Source organism: Mucilaginibacter daejeonensis, from assembly GCF_020783335.1.
GTDB lineage: Bacteria > Bacteroidota > Bacteroidia > Sphingobacteriales > Sphingobacteriaceae > Mucilaginibacter > Mucilaginibacter daejeonensis.
This window is the reverse complement of the sequence record NZ_CP086068.1, coordinates 681,482-697,549: the sequence shown is the minus strand read 5'-3', so window position 1 is coordinate 697,549 and position 16,068 is coordinate 681,482. Positions and strand designations below refer to the sequence as shown.

Annotated in this window: 20 protein-coding genes; 2 read left to right on the top strand and 18 right to left on the bottom strand. The window is 46.7% G+C overall.

Annotated elements, in window-relative coordinates:
- Positions 1 to 2 precede the first annotated feature (2 nt).
- Together LLH06_RS03185 and rfbC are read left to right on the top strand one after the other, a co-directional pair.
- A complete protein-coding gene (locus LLH06_RS03185; RefSeq protein ID WP_228171817.1) occupies positions 3 to 311 on the top strand; it encodes a DUF4286 family protein in 309 nt (102 codons plus the stop codon).
- On the top strand, positions 308 to 856 hold the full coding sequence (rfbC, locus tag LLH06_RS03180; protein ID WP_228171816.1) for a dTDP-4-dehydrorhamnose 3,5-epimerase: 549 nt from the start codon (positions 308 to 310) through the stop codon (positions 854 to 856). Before LLH06_RS03185 ends, rfbC begins: the two co-directional genes overlap by 4 nt.
- 70 nt (positions 857 to 926) lie before the next feature.
- Here rfbC and LLH06_RS03175 read toward each other — a convergent pair whose 3' ends face one another.
- The 18 genes from LLH06_RS03175 to nrfD all read right to left on the bottom strand — a co-directional run bounded on the left by LLH06_RS03175 (position 927) and on the right by nrfD (position 16,048).
- The gene (locus tag LLH06_RS03175) at positions 927 to 1,694 is read right to left on the bottom strand and encodes a metallophosphoesterase family protein (RefSeq protein WP_228171815.1); all 768 of its coding nucleotides are present in this window, start codon (positions 1,692 to 1,694) and stop codon (positions 927 to 929) included.
- A 97-nt stretch (positions 1,695 to 1,791) separates the two neighbouring features.
- Positions 1,792 to 2,610, bottom strand: coding sequence for an OmpA family protein (locus LLH06_RS03170; protein ID WP_228171814.1), 819 nt, complete (start codon positions 2,608 to 2,610; stop codon positions 1,792 to 1,794).
- Positions 2,611 to 2,635: 25 nt separating this feature from the next.
- Entirely contained in the window at positions 2,636 to 3,295 is a 660-nt protein-coding gene (locus LLH06_RS03165; RefSeq protein WP_228171813.1) for a DUF2461 domain-containing protein, read from the bottom strand.
- Positions 3,273 to 3,677 carry a DUF983 domain-containing protein gene (locus LLH06_RS03160; RefSeq protein ID WP_228171812.1) on the bottom strand — a complete coding sequence of 135 codons (405 nt, stop codon included), beginning with the start codon at positions 3,675 to 3,677 and terminating at the stop codon, positions 3,273 to 3,275. The genes LLH06_RS03165 and LLH06_RS03160 overlap by 23 nt, the downstream gene beginning before the upstream one ends.
- 54 nt (positions 3,678 to 3,731) lie before the next feature.
- Positions 3,732 to 4,010, bottom strand: a complete 279-nt coding sequence (locus LLH06_RS03155; protein WP_228171811.1) for a hypothetical protein — start codon at positions 4,008 to 4,010, stop codon at positions 3,732 to 3,734.
- A gap of 28 nt (positions 4,011 to 4,038) precedes the next feature.
- A complete protein-coding gene (locus LLH06_RS03150; RefSeq protein ID WP_228171810.1) occupies positions 4,039 to 4,617 on the bottom strand; it encodes a DUF420 domain-containing protein in 579 nt (192 codons plus the stop codon).
- Positions 4,618 to 4,623: 6 nt separating this feature from the next.
- Entirely contained in the window at positions 4,624 to 5,322 is a 699-nt protein-coding gene (locus LLH06_RS03145) for an SCO family protein (RefSeq protein WP_228171809.1), read from the bottom strand.
- An 8-nt stretch (positions 5,323 to 5,330) separates the two neighbouring features.
- A complete protein-coding gene (locus LLH06_RS03140; RefSeq protein WP_228171808.1) occupies positions 5,331 to 5,678 on the bottom strand; it encodes a cytochrome C oxidase subunit IV family protein in 348 nt (115 codons plus the stop codon).
- Positions 5,679 to 5,701: 23 nt separating this feature from the next.
- Positions 5,702 to 6,427 carry a cytochrome c oxidase subunit 3 gene (locus tag LLH06_RS03135; protein WP_228171807.1) on the bottom strand — a complete coding sequence of 242 codons (726 nt, stop codon included), beginning with the start codon at positions 6,425 to 6,427 and terminating at the stop codon, positions 5,702 to 5,704.
- A gap of 25 nt (positions 6,428 to 6,452) precedes the next feature.
- The gene (locus LLH06_RS03130) at positions 6,453 to 7,037 is read right to left on the bottom strand and encodes a cytochrome c oxidase subunit 3 (protein WP_317206715.1); all 585 of its coding nucleotides are present in this window, start codon (positions 7,035 to 7,037) and stop codon (positions 6,453 to 6,455) included.
- 7 nt (positions 7,038 to 7,044) lie between these two features.
- Complete coding sequence (gene cyoE / locus LLH06_RS03125; RefSeq protein ID WP_394800305.1) at positions 7,045 to 7,899, bottom strand: heme o synthase; 855 nt, start codon at positions 7,897 to 7,899, stop codon at positions 7,045 to 7,047.
- The gene (locus tag LLH06_RS03120; RefSeq protein ID WP_394800304.1) at positions 7,896 to 8,900 is read right to left on the bottom strand and encodes a COX15/CtaA family protein; all 1,005 of its coding nucleotides are present in this window, start codon (positions 8,898 to 8,900) and stop codon (positions 7,896 to 7,898) included. The genes cyoE and LLH06_RS03120 overlap by 4 nt, the downstream gene beginning before the upstream one ends.
- Positions 8,901 to 9,038: 138 nt before the next feature.
- A complete protein-coding gene (locus LLH06_RS03115; RefSeq protein ID WP_228171805.1) occupies positions 9,039 to 10,916 on the bottom strand; it encodes a cytochrome c oxidase subunit I in 1,878 nt (625 codons plus the stop codon).
- Positions 10,917 to 10,930: 14 nt separating this feature from the next.
- Positions 10,931 to 12,136 carry a cytochrome c oxidase subunit II gene (locus tag LLH06_RS03110; protein WP_228171804.1) on the bottom strand — a complete coding sequence of 402 codons (1,206 nt, stop codon included), beginning with the start codon at positions 12,134 to 12,136 and terminating at the stop codon, positions 10,931 to 10,933.
- Positions 12,137 to 12,183: 47 nt separating this feature from the next.
- Positions 12,184 to 13,455 carry a quinol:cytochrome C oxidoreductase gene (locus LLH06_RS03105; RefSeq protein WP_228171803.1) on the bottom strand — a complete coding sequence of 424 codons (1,272 nt, stop codon included), beginning with the start codon at positions 13,453 to 13,455 and terminating at the stop codon, positions 12,184 to 12,186.
- Positions 13,456 to 13,468: 13 nt separating this feature from the next.
- On the bottom strand, positions 13,469 to 14,044 hold the full coding sequence (locus tag LLH06_RS03100; protein ID WP_317206714.1) for a c-type cytochrome: 576 nt from the start codon (positions 14,042 to 14,044) through the stop codon (positions 13,469 to 13,471).
- Entirely contained in the window at positions 14,037 to 14,573 is a 537-nt protein-coding gene (locus LLH06_RS03095; protein WP_228171801.1) for a DUF3341 domain-containing protein, read from the bottom strand. Before LLH06_RS03095 ends, LLH06_RS03100 begins: the two co-directional genes overlap by 8 nt.
- Positions 14,574 to 14,575: 2 nt before the next feature.
- Entirely contained in the window at positions 14,576 to 16,048 is a 1,473-nt protein-coding gene (gene nrfD / locus LLH06_RS03090; RefSeq protein ID WP_228171800.1) for an NrfD/PsrC family molybdoenzyme membrane anchor subunit, read from the bottom strand.
- Positions 16,049 to 16,068 lie beyond the last annotated feature (20 nt).

Here is a 16,068-nt window from a genome sequence, read left to right as displayed (position 1 = left end):
CGATGATCATATACAATGAAACATTTGTTGTTGAGGCCTCAGCAGGTGCCGAGTGGCTGCACTGGATGCAAACTCAACACATACCCGCCGCATTAGCTACCGGCTGCTTTGATAACCACCAGATATTAGAGGTGCTGGACTCACCCAACGAGGGCGTGACCTACTGTATACAGTACAGCACCGATAGCATTGACCGCTATCATCAATTTAAAGAACAGCATCTTCACCAGCTGCACACCCGTCATCATCAGCAATTTGAGAATCGTTACGTGCTGTTCAACAGCCTGATGCAACATATTATCACACCATGAAAGTTACAACTACCGCTATTGAAGGTCTTTTGATCATTGAGCCGCGCATCTTCCCGGATGACCGTGGTTATTTTTTTGAAAGCTACAACAAGAAGAAATTTGAGGACGCCGGAATCATTGCCGACTTTGTTCAGGATAACCAATCCTTTTCGCAAAAGGGAACTCTGAGGGGCATGCATGCACAAGCGCCACCTTTTGCTCAGGGTAAATTGGTAAGAGTAATCCAGGGCCGAGTGCTTGACATCGCGGTGGACATTCGCAAAGATTCGCCTACTTACGGTCAGCATGTATCGGTTGAATTAAGTAGCGAGAATCAATTGCAGTTCTGGGTCCCGCCTGGTTTTTTACATGGCTTTGTGACCCTTGAGGACGATACGATCTTTACCTACAAAGTGACCAACTATTACGATAAAGACTCGGAGATAGGTGTGCTTTGGAACGACCCTACCTTAGCCTTAGGCTGGGGCGTTAACGAGACCGAAGTATTGCTATCGCCTAAAGATGAACTGCTTCAAAAATTTGACGATTTCGTTAGTCCGTTCTAACATACCCTTTATAGCAAAAAAGAACCGCCATTACTCTTGAAGTAGCGGCGGTTCTTTTTGTTATCACTCCTTATTTCGAGCGGAGGTCTCTAGGCATGCGCCCGTGTAGTAAGAACTGTGACCAATTGACACTACCATTTGCCTTGGCCACATGCGATGCTTTGTTCCAATCATAATGGCAAGCGATCTGTTCAATGTGATATTGCTCTTTGCTATCTATACTCACAATGGCATATTTAGCGTGAGGTGTCATTGATTCCATAGCAAAGCGATATTCGCCATTACCCAGGTAGGCAGGTAAACCAACACTACCAGGATTCAGGATCACCTTACCGCTACTCAAGTGCACTACACGGTTAACATGCGAGTGTCCGCATAAAATGATAGGCTGCGCGATGTGCTTAGTACGTTCGACCAGATGCTCATCTTCATGCACGAACACGCCTTCCGGTCTTACCAGCTCCAGTAAATATTCATTATCGCTTTCGGGTGTACCATGGCATACAAAGAAGATACCGTCGCAGTCGGCCGTAGGTGGCAGGTCCTTCAACCAAGCAATAGTATCGGCCGATAGGTCGGCCTTAACCCTTTCCATATTCTCTTTCTCTGATACCACGTCTAAGGCTTCCAGGATCTCGCGGTCAGTATTACCTGAGATGCATAGCATATGGGGTGTGTTACGAATAATATTGGCCGACAGTTCGGGCTCCAGTGCACCGAACACGTGGTCGCCTAAGTTGATGATTTGCTCAATGCCGCGTTGCTGGATATCGGCCAGTATTGCCTGCAAGGCGAGTAGGTTGCCGTGAACGTCAGAAATTATCGCGTACCTCTTCATAACAGTCTATCTCTCTACATCTGCTCCGCTTTACGGAGTTCAATTCCTTTACTCTGTTATCCCCCTCTCATCATGTTATTGATAAGAAGAAAAGATGTTACTTAACTTTTTGCGTACCGATCAGGTTGTATAGCTCATCAAGCTTTGGCGTAAGCACGATCTCGATCCGGCGGTTGCGGGCACGAGCCTCAGGTGTGTTGGCCACATCCAACGGCTGGAACTCGCCTTTACCGGTAGCTGTGATGCGCCTGGCATCGATCTTCTCCACCTCAGTGAGGTATCGGCTTACCGATGTGGCGCGCAACACGCTCAGATCCCAGTTATCTTTGATCTGGCCAAGGTTATTCACCTTTTGGTTATCAGTGTGTCCCTCTACCGAAAGATCGATATTAGGCTCCCTGTTCAATACCACAGCCAATTGCTTCAAAGCCTGCTTACCCTTTTCATCGATCACTATACTGCCCGACGGGAACAGCAACTTGTCTGTAAGTGATACATACACCTTGCCGTTGCGCACGTCGACTGATAGTCCGCTTTGTTGAAATCCTAACAGTGCTTGCTGTAATTTGTTCTTAAGCGCATTGGTGGCTTCATCGCGTTTGCGCAGTATCTCCTCCACCTCACGCAAGCGAGCCTCGCGTTTTTGCAGATCGGCCGAAAGACGGGTCAATTGTCCCGAATTGCGTGTCATATCGCGCGACAGACCGTTATACTCGCGTTGCAGGTCACTCATCTCCCGGTACAGCCGAGCGGTGTCACCTTGAAGCTTTGCGCGCTCCTCTTCCAGCGTGTTGGCACGGGCCTGTAACGAATCGCGGCCAGCGATAAGGGCTTTGTAGGACTTGGTCGACATGACCTTGCAAGATGACATGGATAACCCGGCAAGCAAGGCGATCAATAGATATTTGAAACTCATGTAAGTAATATAAGGTTGCGTTGAATTAGCTAAGGGCATTCTCTAAAAATACGTTCAGTGGTTGTAGTTTGCCGCACAGGGTCGCAATGTGCGTAGCCGCATTCGCGGTCATCAGTTCTTTGTCTTTGAGGTTACGGTAAGCGATGAAGCTTTTCAGTTTCAACAGGTCGATGTGCTCATTGTCGGCATCGTAGCCTTTAGGAACAGTTTTCAATTTTTCCTGGTCTCTGAACTCGCCGAAGGTCTTTTTGAAATCGGGCGCATCAATGATGCTCACCAGGTCGGCGGCATTGTAGTCTATCTCCTGACGTATAGATCTGATATGTTCTCCTTCGGGCATCCAATAACCTCCGGCTATAAATGAGCCACCCGGTTGTATCTGTAAGTAATACCCAGTTTCAGGATCCTTACTCTTGTTAAGGCGCCCAATGCCAAAATTGATCTTGTATGGCGTTTTATCTTTACTGAACCGTGTATCGCGGTAGATCCGCATCACACACTTTTTAGGGTCCTGATCGGCATCAACACTTGCATCTATCTTACTCAGGGCTTTGATCAATTGCCCTGCGAACTCGATCACGTTTTGATGGGCATGCTCATACCGGCCTTTGTTGACCGCGAACCATTCACGTGCATTGTTCTGAGCCAGGTCGGCTAAAAAATCAAAAGTCTCTTTTTGGATCATCGGTATCTAAGTAAGCTTGGTAATGTATCTTGGGCGAAAGCCAGTATAAAAGGATCACACGTGAGTAACGATAGTTGAACGGAGCAAGCAGAAAGCATCCGCCTAATATGACAGCCAGGTATAACCAGGGCGATTCACTGCCAGTAAGAATATAAGCGCCCATTGCCAAGGTAACGGCCTCAGCCACATTAAAGGAATAACTCACATACATGGAGGCATAAAAATATCCAGGCTCTATCTCAAAGTGCAGGTTACAGTGCGTACAATTCTCGTACATGGAGTTACCACCAAAACTGTACATGCTGCCTTTGAACATATTGCCGCGACGGCAACGCGGGCATTTAGCATGGAGCATGGCCCAGCCTTTAGGTGTAGGTGTCATAAATAGATAGATGGTGTTATGACAAAAGATCCGGCACAGGGCCGGATCAGGTGTTTAATTCAAATGAAGTTTTTCGTTGCTCATGTTGATGTCAACATTTTTGCGACGATATTTTTTATACCAAACGTAACCTACCACTGCCACCGCTATATACGGAGCCGCCAGCAGGTACATGATACCGTTGTTAAGCCCGTTGGCTTCAGTGTTACCATCTTTAACGCCGGCCTCGGCAGTGGCCGAACACATGGCACATTGCGCCTTTACACTAATAGTGCTTAACACCATGAGGCCCATAAATAGAGCCAATACAGTTAGTTTGAGTTGGTTCGTCATGATCGTATATAAAGGTACTTGATGTTTATCAGAAATTATAGTACGGAGAGATCATCACGTAAATGATCACGCCGGTCACGGTCACATACAGCCAAACCGGGAAAGCCCAGCGTACTAATTTTTTGTGCTTCTCTACCTGCATTTGTAACCCACGTTGAAAGCTCAATAATATTAACGGCAAAACAGCTGCTGCCAGTATGATGTGTGTGACCAGGATCACATAATATACATACCTGACGCTACCGACCGCTGCTTTCTCGATATCTGACAATACATGATCACTATTAAGGTCTCCATACTTAGTGTCGGTACCCAACCAGTGGAACAGGATATATGACACCAGGAAAAGAGCCGAAAGGCAAAAAGCCAATATGTTGATGCGCTTGTGCCATGTGATGTTCTTTAACCTGATCATGTACAACGATATTAGTAGCAATACACTGCACGCACCGTTCAGGAAAGCGTTCAGTTTAGGTAACAAGTATAAAAGTTGCGGTGATACGGCCGGCGCGGGTAATACTTTGGCACCAAGTATAGCCACCACCACAAATACAAATATAGAAACGCCCGCTACGAAGCGGAATATCAATTTATCGGAAAAATTCATGATCGGTCAATCAGGGGCTTTGATCTTACGCAGTTCTTCTGCTATCTGTACTTTGATCTCGTCGTTCAGCCGGGCCACATCCTGCAGGTTGGTACCATCGTAGGTCCCGCGAATGCGCTTTTCGGCGTCCATCAAGATCAGTTTACTATCGAAAATAAAGTTGTTATCTACCTTAACGGCGTTCACTAAAAAACCGTTACGGGCCAGGCCATATATCGTGGTCGTGTCACCGGTCAGGAACATCCATTTATCGGCAGGAAAGCCGAATGGTTTGGAATAGGCCTCCAGTGCCTTTACATCGTCTCGTTGAGGGTCTACCGTTATGCTCACGAACTTCACCATCTTGTTCTTGCGAAAGGCTCCCGCCAGGCGATCGATGTTCTTATTCACATTGGCACATACCTCAGGGCAGTGGCCGTAAAAGAAGTTCACCACGAACACTTTGTAATCAAAGTCCTTCAACTTTACCGGCTTGCCTAATTGGTTAGTAAGCGTAAAGTCGGGAAGTTGGTGGTAAATAGTATCGGGGATGTATTTGCCGCGGCGTGTATGCCCGGTCTTGGCTACCTGCTTGGGACCGTAAATAGGGAGCGGTTTGTAGCGATTCTTACCTTTTTGGGTAAGTAAATAATACAAAGATCCTGGTACTGCTAATACGAGCACCAGGATCACTATCTTTTTTATTTGGTTAGATAACCCGTTCATCAGGTTACTTACCTTAGGTCCACCCAGTGGTGACTTTCGTTGGTAAGTACCAGTATCAATCCTACGATGAACAATATCGGCACTACCAAAGAGTATATCAGACCAACTTTCTCGAACTTCAAGTGCATGAAGTAGGCCACGATATAAAATGCTTTAGCCAGCGTTAATACGATGTATACCGGGTTGGCCACATTAAGGGCAAGTATGCCTTTGGGTACCAGGTAAAGCGCGATAAAGAACTCGATAACGGTGATACCCAGCAATACAAAAAACACTTGCCAGATCTTGCCGCGGCTCATGGTCTCGTGCTCGGCATGTTCGCCGTGTAATTCTTCTGTATGTTTTATTTCTGACATGATCAAATAATTAGGCTGATGTTTTATACTAAGTAGAAGAAGGTAAATACGAATACCCAAACCAGGTCAACGAAGTGCCAGTACAGGCCAACCTTCTCAACCATTAAGTAGCTGCCACGACGCTCGTAAGTGCCGGCCAGTACGTTGATCAGGATAACGATATTGATAATAACACCGCTAAATACGTGGAAACCGTGGAAACCGGTGATCGTAAAGAACAGGTTAGCGAATTGCTGTGTGTATACTGCTGATGGCTCAACATTCTCAGGGAAGAAGTGCTTAAGCTCCTCAGCCGATGGGATCTTACCCCAGTTAAAACCTTCGTGGAAAAGGTGTGACCATTCCAATGCCTGGCAACCCAGGAACATGAAACCACCTATAACGGTAGCGATCAGCCATCCGGCAACTTCTTTTTTTGCACCACGGTGACCTGCTTCAACGCCCAGTACCATAGTTACCGAGCTCATGATCAGGATAAAGGTCATGATACCTACGAACACCAGCGGAGCGCCATGTTCTACCGACGTTAATGGAATTGATTGGAAGATCTTATCAGCAGCCGGCCAGCTGGTCGAACTGAAACGTAACGCGCCGTAAGCAATTAGTAACGACGAGAAGGTGAAAGCATCTGATAACAGGAAGAACCACATCATCATTTTGCCATACTCTACCGAGAACGGAGAGCGTCCGCCAGACCATGGCGTTGATTTCACTTCATCTATAGGTGATGTAACCGCAGTTGTACTCATTTGTACTTAATAGTGTAAAGGGTGATCAATTCTGGTTCAAAAGTAAAAAAACGTAGAGATAAATCCATATAATATCGACAAAATGCCAAAAAATCGAGGTCATCTCCATCCGGAATAAATTAATGACCTGGGGCTTATTCCGGTAGCTGCTCACCAGGCTATTTATAATTAACACCAACCCCGCCAAAATGTGTAGAAGGTGCATAACTGAAAATACGTATATGAAGGAAATGGATGCATTGGGGTTCACCAAGAATTGGTGCATTTGAAAAGCCAACACATACCAGGCATAAAACTGCATGGCGAAAAAGGCCAAACCCAAACCGAACGTCACCCATAGCATGGTCCGCTGTTTACCGAACTGGACCGCCTTAGCTGCGCGCGAAGCCATGAACATGGTCACACTGCTCAACACGATAATGACCGTGCTATACAGGAACTCCTTAGGTAAGGTTAACTTTAAGGCATGCCCTTTACCGCCAATGTATACGATAAAGCCACTGGTAAGGGCCGCGAAGAACATGAATGACGAAAATATGATCAGCCACATGTTGAAACGCTTGGGCGTTAGATCTAATTTTCCATTGTCTTGCTGAAACTGAGCCATCATCTTTAATCTACTTCACTATAAGATCGAACAAAAACATTAATTGTACCACTGGGAGATAAATGAACGAGCCGAACATCAGTTTACGGGCATCTTTGATCTCCAATGTGCGCATCAGTACAAATGACTGATACAAAAATATAAGGCTGCATACCAACGATATGCCACCTACAAAATAACCGCCGTATGCATAATAAGTTGGCAACACGCTTACAGGTACCAACGCCACGGCAAATACAAAGGTTATAATGGCACTTGCCCGGTCACGCTTGCCCGTAGGTAAAAGCCTGAAACCGGCCAGCTTATAATCGTCATCCAGCACCCAGGCAATGGCCCAAAAGTGAACGAACTGCCACATGAACTGTATCCCGAACACAATGATCGCTATACGATCGATCTGCGGGTGAGCAGCCACATAACCGATAAGGGGTGGCAATGCACCAGGTATAGCGCCCACGAACACCGATATAGGTGACCGTTGCTTTAACGGCGTATAAACGAACGCATACAAGATGATCGCGAACACCGATAAGAACCCTGTAAGCAAGTTAAGGCTACCTAACAGATAAGTACCAAATATACCCATCAATACGCTTAGCACTAATGCCTGGCCGTTGTTCATTCTGCCTGATGGCAGCGGACGATCAGCGGTACGGGTCATTAGCCGATCCAGATCCTTTTCAATGATCTCGTTGAAGCCATTGGCTGCACCGGTGATCAAGAAGCCACCAACGATCAGCTTGGCCCAATTGATCCAATCGATATGACCGCCCAAACGGCTACCGATCAAGAAAGTGATCGATGCCGAAAAAACGACCAGGAACGTAAGCCTGAGCTTTACTAATTTGATCAGATCCTTCATCATCTCCTCACCTCCGTATACTTAGCTGATCGGGTAAAATTAAGCAGTAAATAGAATTGCGCACCAAATATCAAACTGGCCAGCACAATGTGCGATGCCTGAGCAACCGGAGGTAATGCAGCATATGATAACGCGATACCCACCCCCACTTGCAACACGATCATCAGGAACACAAAGCTCATGAACTGCTGCTGCATGGAATGCCGACTGAACGTACGACGCAACAACGCGTACAAGGCGACATTGATCGCTACTACTAACAAAGCCAGGTCACGGTGGCTGTTGAACATCTCTCCTACTTTGGCCACCCACTGGCTACGGTAACTTCCTTGAAAGTGATCGGCCACAGCGTCAACGCGTTCACGCACCTCTGTACCTAAGGTGATCTGGATCACTGTAAGCAGGATAGCCACAACAGCAATGATCTTGATCACTGGCTTGGTCTGTATCTTTGGCATGTTATGTACCTTAGCCAAATGGTAACCGTAAATAGATATGGCCAGGATCATCAATGCGATCAGCATGTGTACGGTCACTATCCAATCTACCAGATTGGTCGATACAACGATCGAACCTAACCAGGCTTGGAATACGACCAGCACCAAATTGAATACGCTCAATACCGGGATCCAAACATTTTCACTTCGATAGCTGAATGAATATATCGCTGTTAAGAGCAGAAATATACCTGAGGCGGCTCCCACAAGGCGGTTAACATATTCGGTCCAGGTACGGGCCGCATTGAACTCTTCCGGGATCAATATGGAGCGGTCTTGCCTGATACGGTCGGCCAGGTCGTTATAACCGAACAGGTCGAGGGTTTTGGCAAAACGTTGATTTTTTGCAGCCCTTTTGGCCACATAGGTCTTTTTGTAGTCGGCAGGTAGTTCGCTAACATCGGTAGGCGGAATGTAGCGGCCAAAACACTTAGGCCAATCCGGGCATCCCATCCCCGAACCTGAACTGCGTACAACACCACCGGCAAGTATCACAACAAAAAGCAAAACGATCGTAATAAGGCTGTTTCGTTTAAATCTTGTTCTATTCGTTGCTACACTCATGTATTATACTAAAAAAGGGTATCTGTTTTAGGAATGACCTTCCGGAACAGATACCCTGTATCATCAGCCAAGAAAGGTCGATTATTTAACCTCTTCCTGGTTAGAATGCTGGGTATTTACCCATTCTTTATGGCTTTCTAACAGTACCGGATTGTCTTCAAAGTCGTGCGGTAAGTTAGAGCTTAATGTTTGAGAGAAAGGCACGGTCTGCGGGATGAAATCCTCGTCATGACCTGGCTTACTGTAATCATACGGCCAACGGTATACGGTAGGGATCTCACCTGGCCAGTTACCGTGGATATGCTCAACTGGTGTGGTCCACTCCAATGTATTAGAGTTCCATGGGTTCTCGGTAGCTTTTTTGCCCCAGAAGATAGAGCCAAAGAAGTTCCACAGGAAAGCTACTTGAGCAAATGCGGTGATGATAGCGGCCCAGGTCACGAAGGTGTTAACTGAAACCCATTGTTTTAACGACTCGATCTCAGTGAAAGAGTAGTAACGACGAGGTACACCGTCAAGACCCATGAAGTGCATTGGGAAGAACACCAGGTAAGCACCGATGAATGTCATCCAGAAGTGCAGGTAACCTAATTTAGCGTCCATCATACGGCCGAACATTTTAGGGAACCAGTGATAAACACCGGCCAACATACCAAATATAGCGGCCGAACCCATTACCAGGTGGAAGTGAGCTACCACGAAGTAAGTATCGTGCAGGTTGATATCCAGTGCAGCGTTACCCAGGAAGATACCAGTGATACCACCCGAGATGAAGAACGATACCAGGCCGATAGCGAACAACATAGCCGGCGTGAATTGGATGTTACCTCTCCAAAGTGTTGCTAAGTAGTTGAAGGTTTTTACTGCCGAAGGTACCGCAATGATCAGTGTAGTGATCATGAACACACCGCCCAGGAACGGGTTCATACCCGTAACGAACATGTGGTGACCCCATACGATGAACGATAATACAGTGATACCGATAAGAGAGTAAACCATTGCATGGTAACCGAAGATAGGCTTACGTGCATTGGTAGCGATAACCTCTGATGATATACCCAAAGCAGGCATGATCACGATGTAAACCTCTGGGTGACCCAGGAACCAGAACAAGTGTTGGAACAGGATCGGGCTACCACCTTCGAAAGGCATTACCTGATTTTGTACAACGATCTCAGACAGGTAGAAGCTGGTACCGAAGCTACGGTCAAATATCAATAATACCACACCAGCTACCAGTACCGGGAATGCTAATACTCCCAGGATAGCGGTCAGGAAGAAAGCCCAGATGGTCAAAGGCATTTTCCAAAGGTCCATACCTTTAGTACGCATGTTAAGAATAGTACTGATGTAGTTGATACCGCCCAGTAACTGTGACGCTACAAAGATGGTCATGCTGATCAGCCACATGGTCATACCCAAACCTGAACCTGGCATCGCTTTAGGCAAAGCTGATAACGGCGGGTAAATGGTCCAACCCGGACCAGCAGGGCCTTTCTCGATAAAGAAAGAAGCTAACATGATCACACTGGCCACAAAGAACATCCAGTATGAAAGCATGTTCATGAATGGCGAAGCCATATCACGTGCACCCAGTTGATAAGGGATCAATAAGTTACTGAAGGTACCGCTCAAACCAGCTGTTAACACAAAGAACACCATGATGGTACCGTGTATGGTCACCAATGACAGGTAAAAGTTAGTATCTAACCTACCGCCCGGTGCAAAACGGCCTAATAAGGTTTCCAGTAAAGGAAATGCTTTATCAGGGTATGCAAGCTGGATACGGAACAAGATCGAAAGGATCATGGCGATAACTGCCATGATGATACCAGTGATCAGGAACTGGCGGGCGATCATTTTGTGATCCTGGCTGAAGATGTACTTCGTCCAGAAAGTTTCGTTATGGTGGTGTTCGTGATCGTGATGGCCGTGATCGTGAACTGCTAATGTTGACATGATCGTTATATTAATTAGTTAATAGACGCTAATCTGTTTTGAAGAACGGTTTGCTTGTAAAGAGGGCTCTCAGCTAACTTCAGCTCCTTTTTAAGCCCGTCGGTCAGGTAAGGTTTTTGGTGGGTCAGCCAATCCTGGTATTCAGAAGCGCTAACTACCAGCACCACCTTTTGCATGTTGTAGTGGCTACCACCGCATATCTTGTTGCAATACAGGTGATAGTTGAAATCAGCCTGACCGGTCTCATTACGCATTTCGGCAGTAGTTTTGGTAGGCGTGAACTTGAAGTAAGTTGGTAAACCTGGTACCGCGTTGATCTGCACACGGAAGTTAGGCATGTAAACGCTATGGATGACGTCCTGAGCGATGATATTTAATCTAACCGATTTATTCACCGGGATGACCAATGTATCTGCCTGCAGGTCATCAAAGCTGTTCTTATCATCATAGCTAATGCCTAATTTGTTGGTACCGCTGATCAGTTTGTAGTTCTTTTTACCCAATTTTCCGTCTTTTCCAGGGTAACGCAGCTCCCAAGCGAATTGGTGACCGGTCACATCTATATTTAACGAAGCAACTTCGCCTTTAGCGTCCACCGTGTTGGTGATCTTACGCCAGGTCAGGAAACCGAACACTACCAAGATGGTCAGAACTATCGCTGGAGCAACGGTCCATATCTTCTCGATAGTATTATTGTGTGGGTAGTAGTAAGCTTTACGCTTGTCAGAACCTTTGTATTTGAACACAAAGCCGAACAACAGGATCTGGGTAAGCAGGAACACCACGAAGGTGATACCGAAAGTGATCCAGAACATGGTATCCAACGTTTTACCGTGTACCGACACCGCCGGACCTAAGATCATGCTACCGTGCACATCAAATGAATACCAAACACCAACGATACCGGCAACCAGGAACAGGATGAAGCCAGTAGCCATCACGTTGTTCCAGTTCACACCTTTCTTTCCTTGCATTTGCAGGGTAAGGTCATAAACCTTTAAGATCTTGCCTACCATCGCAACTGCAAAGCATACGATCACAAATATCAGAGTGTAGTAACCTACAGTTTCCCACATACCGGTGGCAGGTGCCTTCGCAGCAGTAGCTGTAGCATTTGAGCCTTCGGCCGCTTGCGCCATCACCAGGTCAGTACCCAGTAACATCAACGCAGCCATCAGCGAGAATGATTTTTTTAGATTTATCAGATGTTTGAATGCCATTTGTATCTGTGATTTGGTATTCTATATAGAATTACAAAGTTAGCAAATTAATATAAGTGGTGATGAAGGCTTTCGTCCAGGAACGGGTGCTTTTTAGGAATAAGCGACTCGAACTTGCTCAACGCGCTCAGCATCAAGAAGGTGAACAGACCTGCAAATCCTATGAATGTGAACAACTCGGTGATACCGAACTCACGGTGTGACTCCATGGTGCCAGGCATGATCATCAGGTAATAATCTAACCAGTGACCGATGATGATCACGATACAAGCTAACAGCATACGGTTCATCGAACGTTTGTTGTCGTTCATCATCAGGAGGAATAAAGGCGCAACAAAGTTCAACACGATGTTCAACCAGAACCACCATTTGTATTCAGGCTCCCAACGTTTGTAGAAGTACACACTTTCCTCAGGCATGTTGGCATACCAGGTAAGGAAGAACTGTGCGAACCAAACGTAGGTCCAGAATATCGAGAAACCGAAGATCAATTTACCAAGATCCTGCAGGTGGCTTTCGTTAACCCATGAGAAGTAACCGTTCTTTTTCAATAAGATCAATACAACAGCGATCACTGCTAATCCACTTACGTGAACAGCGGCCAAGTTGTACCAACCGAACATGGTAGAGAACCAGTGTGCCTCTAATGACATGATGGTACCGAACGCGTAGATCGGGAAGGTAAAGCCAAAGATCACCAGGAATATGGCCGACATTTTAAAGGCTTTGTTGTAGTTGAACATACCACCGATCTCGTCCTCATTATTAGAGTATCTAACCAGTAACATACCGAACCAAGTATACAAGCCCAGCATCACGATCAATGAACCGTAAAAGAAAGGTTTGTTTAAGAACGCAGATTTACCAGCGATGATCGCGTCATAAATAGGGCTACCCTCTTTAGCCAGGCCATCAGTGGCCCAGTGTGAGTAAAGGTAAGGCGACATCACTTCATGACCTTCATGGTGCTCAGGATGTGTCAGGAACAGACCTGCACCTACGATCACTAATAAGATGATCACGGCATATACTAATACCTTAGCAAAAGCTTGTGGTATACGTAGCAATACTACTGACCAGCCGGCTTGCGCCATGTACTGGTACGCTAAAAAGAATACACCAGCAACGCAAATGCCTACAAAATAGTAGCTCATTAGCAGCAGGTTCGAAAACGTGCGCACGGCGTGTAGCTCCGAGTGGTCAACCAGGAAGCCGTATAAGATGCCGATCACGCCGATCACTATGCCTGCAAGGCTCAGTGTTTTGGCTTTACCGGCAAATTCAAATCGTTCGTTAAAACTATGTTGATGAGAGGCCATTTAAGCTATAATATTATAAGGTTTGCAAATGATGTACATACATGATCACTTTCCAGCGCTCCTCGGGTGCCAGCTGCGATGCATATGAACCCATGGCGTTCACACCGTAAGTGATGGTATGATATATTTTACCGTCGGTAAGGTCTTTCATGGCGCCACCACGTGATGACTGACCTTGTGAGTACGATGGCGGCGGCGGATAACCATGTTTGGTCACTTCACCATCACCCTGCCCTGTCATACCGTGGCATGGTGAGCAATATGATTCGTACAGTTTCTTTCCTTCGGCGTAGTTCTGCTGGGTTTGAGCCAGTATACTTTTTACCTCAGCACTTGCCTGATCGTAACCGGCACGTGTGTTCGGATAATCAAAGCGGGTAAAGCCCAGTGGTATGCTACCTGCCGGAGGTACCTGTGCTGTTTTACCATCCTTGAAATTAGGGTTCTTTTGGTCGGGATCGTAGGCGATATGCTCATACATGTTAGGCGCATACTGCCAGCCGGTGCTTTGTTTATCATGGCACGATGACACTACCACTGTAGCAGCGATAGCGATCATGGTGGCACCGAATATCTTGATCTTATTCATAGCTAACATACTTTCTCTCGTTGTGCTTAACTTCTACAGCTCCTGCATCCTTCAGCAGGCGGGTTATATCATCATGTGGAATGTTTCCTTTGGCATCTACCGCGATCACAAAGCGATCATCAGTAGCACGCAGGTCCATTACCCTTGGCGCACGGCCCGGGAACAGGTGCGTAGCAGCAAAGAAGGTGGCCACCATACCAAATGCGGTGAACAGGATGGTCCACTCAAAGGTGAATGGAACAAAGTCAGGCATGGCAAAGTGCGGCTTACCACCGATGTTCATCGGCCAGTCATGCACCAAAGTGTAATACACGATGCTGAAGATCACTGTTGCACCCAGGCAGCCGAAGCAAAATGCTGCATAACCCAGGCGTGACTCTTTTACGCCAAGCTTAGCCTCGATACCGTGGATAGGCATTGGAGTGTACACATCGTAAATAGGGATACTGTTCTTTTGTAAGTTATCGATGCCGTGCATCAGATCATCGGGATCATCGAAACAACCTAATATAAATTTAGTGCTGCTCATGGTTATGCTTTTTGGTATTGAGTTAGATCAACACTGTCGTATTTTTCTAATGCTTTAATATAATCTGCCTGTGCTTCCGGCTCTAAGTGGCCAGCGTCTATCAGTTTCTTCTTAGCTTGCTCGCTCGATGATTTCAGCAATAACTTAACCTCGGCCATAGCCACTGAAGGTAACACGCGGATGAACAACAAGAACATGGTAAAGAACACACCGATCGATCCAACGAAGATACCTACGTCTGTCCAGGTCGGGTAGAACATCACCCAGCTTGACGGGATAAAGTCGCGGTGAAGTGAGGTAACGATGATCACGAAACGCTCGAACCACATACCGATGTTCACGATGATCGACAGCACCCATGAAAGTGGGATGTTGATGCGGATCTTCTTGAACCAGAACAACTGCGGAGTGATCACGTTACAGGTCATCATGCTCCAGTACGCCCACCAGTATGGACCGGTAGAACGGTTGATGAACGCGTATTGCTCGTACTCCACACCTGAGTACCAAGCGATGAAGAACTCAGTGATATAGGCCACACCCACGATAGAACCGGTCAACATGATGATCTTGTTCATTGATTCGATGTGGAACATGGTGATGTAGTTCTCTAAACCTAATACCTTACGGGCGATCAGCAACAGGGTTTGTACCATAGCGAAACCCGAGAAGATCGCACCCGCAACGAAGTATGGCGGGAAGATGGTGGTGTGCCATCCTGGCTCCAGTGAGGTAGCAAAGTCAAATGATACGATAGTGTGTACTGAAAGTACCAGTGGTGTTGAGATACCTGCCAGGATCAGTGACACGGTCTCGAAACGCTGCCAGGTCTTTACCGAACCGGTCCAACCGAATGAAAGGATCGAGTAAATGCGGCGGCGAAGACCGGTAGCACGGTCACGGATAGAAGCGATGTCAGGCAACAGACCAGTGTACCAGAACACTAATGATACTGAGAAGTAGGTCGAGATCGCGAACACGTCCATCATCAGTGCCGAGTTCCAGTTCACCCAAAGTGAACCATACTGGTTAGGTAATGGTAAGGTCCAGTAAGCCAACCAAGGGCGGCCCATGTGACCAAAAATGTAAGTGGCCGCACAAACTACCGCGAAGATGGTCATCGCCTCGGCAGAGCGGTTGATAGAGTTACGCCAGTTTTGACGGAACAGTAATAATACTGCCGAGATCAGCGTACCGGCGTGACCGATACCTACCCACCACACGAAACCGGTGATGTCCCAGGCCCAGCCAACTGTTTTGTTCAAACCCCACTCGCCGATACCGTACCAAAAGGTCCAGCTGATGGAGAATACCCAAAGGCTTGCACCGGCAACGGCGAGGGCAAAGCCGATCCACCACGCCATATTGGGCTTATTTTCTACAGGGAGTAAAACCTCGTTAGTGATCTGGGCATAGGTTATATCCTTGCCCGTGATCAACGGTTCCCTGATTATTGCTTCACTGTGAGATGCCATAGTATATTAATATCTCGTAA

Excerpts from the sequence above, each read along its gene's own strand:
- cyoE (WP_394800305.1), bottom strand. The coding sequence starts at position 7,899 with ATGATGAAGGATCTGATCAAATTAGTAAAGCTCAGGCTTACGTTCCTG.
- LLH06_RS03185 (WP_228171817.1), top strand. The coding sequence starts at position 3 with ATGATCATATACAATGAAACATTTGTTGTTGAGGCCTCAGCAGGTGCC.
- nrfD (WP_228171800.1), bottom strand. The coding sequence starts at position 16,048 with ATGGCATCTCACAGTGAAGCAATAATCAGGGAACCGTTGATCACGGGC.
- LLH06_RS03100 (WP_317206714.1), bottom strand. The coding sequence starts at position 14,044 with ATGAATAAGATCAAGATATTCGGTGCCACCATGATCGCTATCGCTGCT.
- LLH06_RS03175 (WP_228171815.1), bottom strand. The coding sequence starts at position 1,694 with ATGAAGAGGTACGCGATAATTTCTGACGTTCACGGCAACCTACTCGCC.
- rfbC (WP_228171816.1), top strand. The coding sequence starts at position 308 with ATGAAAGTTACAACTACCGCTATTGAAGGTCTTTTGATCATTGAGCCG.
- LLH06_RS03145 (WP_228171809.1), bottom strand. The coding sequence starts at position 5,322 with ATGAACGGGTTATCTAACCAAATAAAAAAGATAGTGATCCTGGTGCTC.
- LLH06_RS03155 (WP_228171811.1), bottom strand. The coding sequence starts at position 4,010 with ATGACGAACCAACTCAAACTAACTGTATTGGCTCTATTTATGGGCCTC.
- LLH06_RS03095 (WP_228171801.1), bottom strand. The coding sequence starts at position 14,573 with ATGAGCAGCACTAAATTTATATTAGGTTGTTTCGATGATCCCGATGAT.
- LLH06_RS03150 (WP_228171810.1), bottom strand. The coding sequence starts at position 4,617 with ATGAATTTTTCCGATAAATTGATATTCCGCTTCGTAGCGGGCGTTTCT.
- LLH06_RS03160 (WP_228171812.1), bottom strand. The coding sequence starts at position 3,677 with ATGACACCTACACCTAAAGGCTGGGCCATGCTCCATGCTAAATGCCCG.
- LLH06_RS03105 (WP_228171803.1), bottom strand. The coding sequence starts at position 13,455 with ATGGCCTCTCATCAACATAGTTTTAACGAACGATTTGAATTTGCCGGT.
- LLH06_RS03170 (WP_228171814.1), bottom strand. The coding sequence starts at position 2,610 with ATGAGTTTCAAATATCTATTGATCGCCTTGCTTGCCGGGTTATCCATG.
- LLH06_RS03110 (WP_228171804.1), bottom strand. The coding sequence starts at position 12,136 with ATGGCATTCAAACATCTGATAAATCTAAAAAAATCATTCTCGCTGATG.
- LLH06_RS03130 (WP_317206715.1), bottom strand. The coding sequence starts at position 7,037 with ATGATGGCTCAGTTTCAGCAAGACAATGGAAAATTAGATCTAACGCCC.
- LLH06_RS03165 (WP_228171813.1), bottom strand. The coding sequence starts at position 3,295 with ATGATCCAAAAAGAGACTTTTGATTTTTTAGCCGACCTGGCTCAGAAC.
- LLH06_RS03115 (WP_228171805.1), bottom strand. The coding sequence starts at position 10,916 with ATGTCAACATTAGCAGTTCACGATCACGGCCATCACGATCACGAACAC.
- LLH06_RS03140 (WP_228171808.1), bottom strand. The coding sequence starts at position 5,678 with ATGTCAGAAATAAAACATACAGAAGAATTACACGGCGAACATGCCGAG.
- LLH06_RS03135 (WP_228171807.1), bottom strand. The coding sequence starts at position 6,427 with ATGAGTACAACTGCGGTTACATCACCTATAGATGAAGTGAAATCAACG.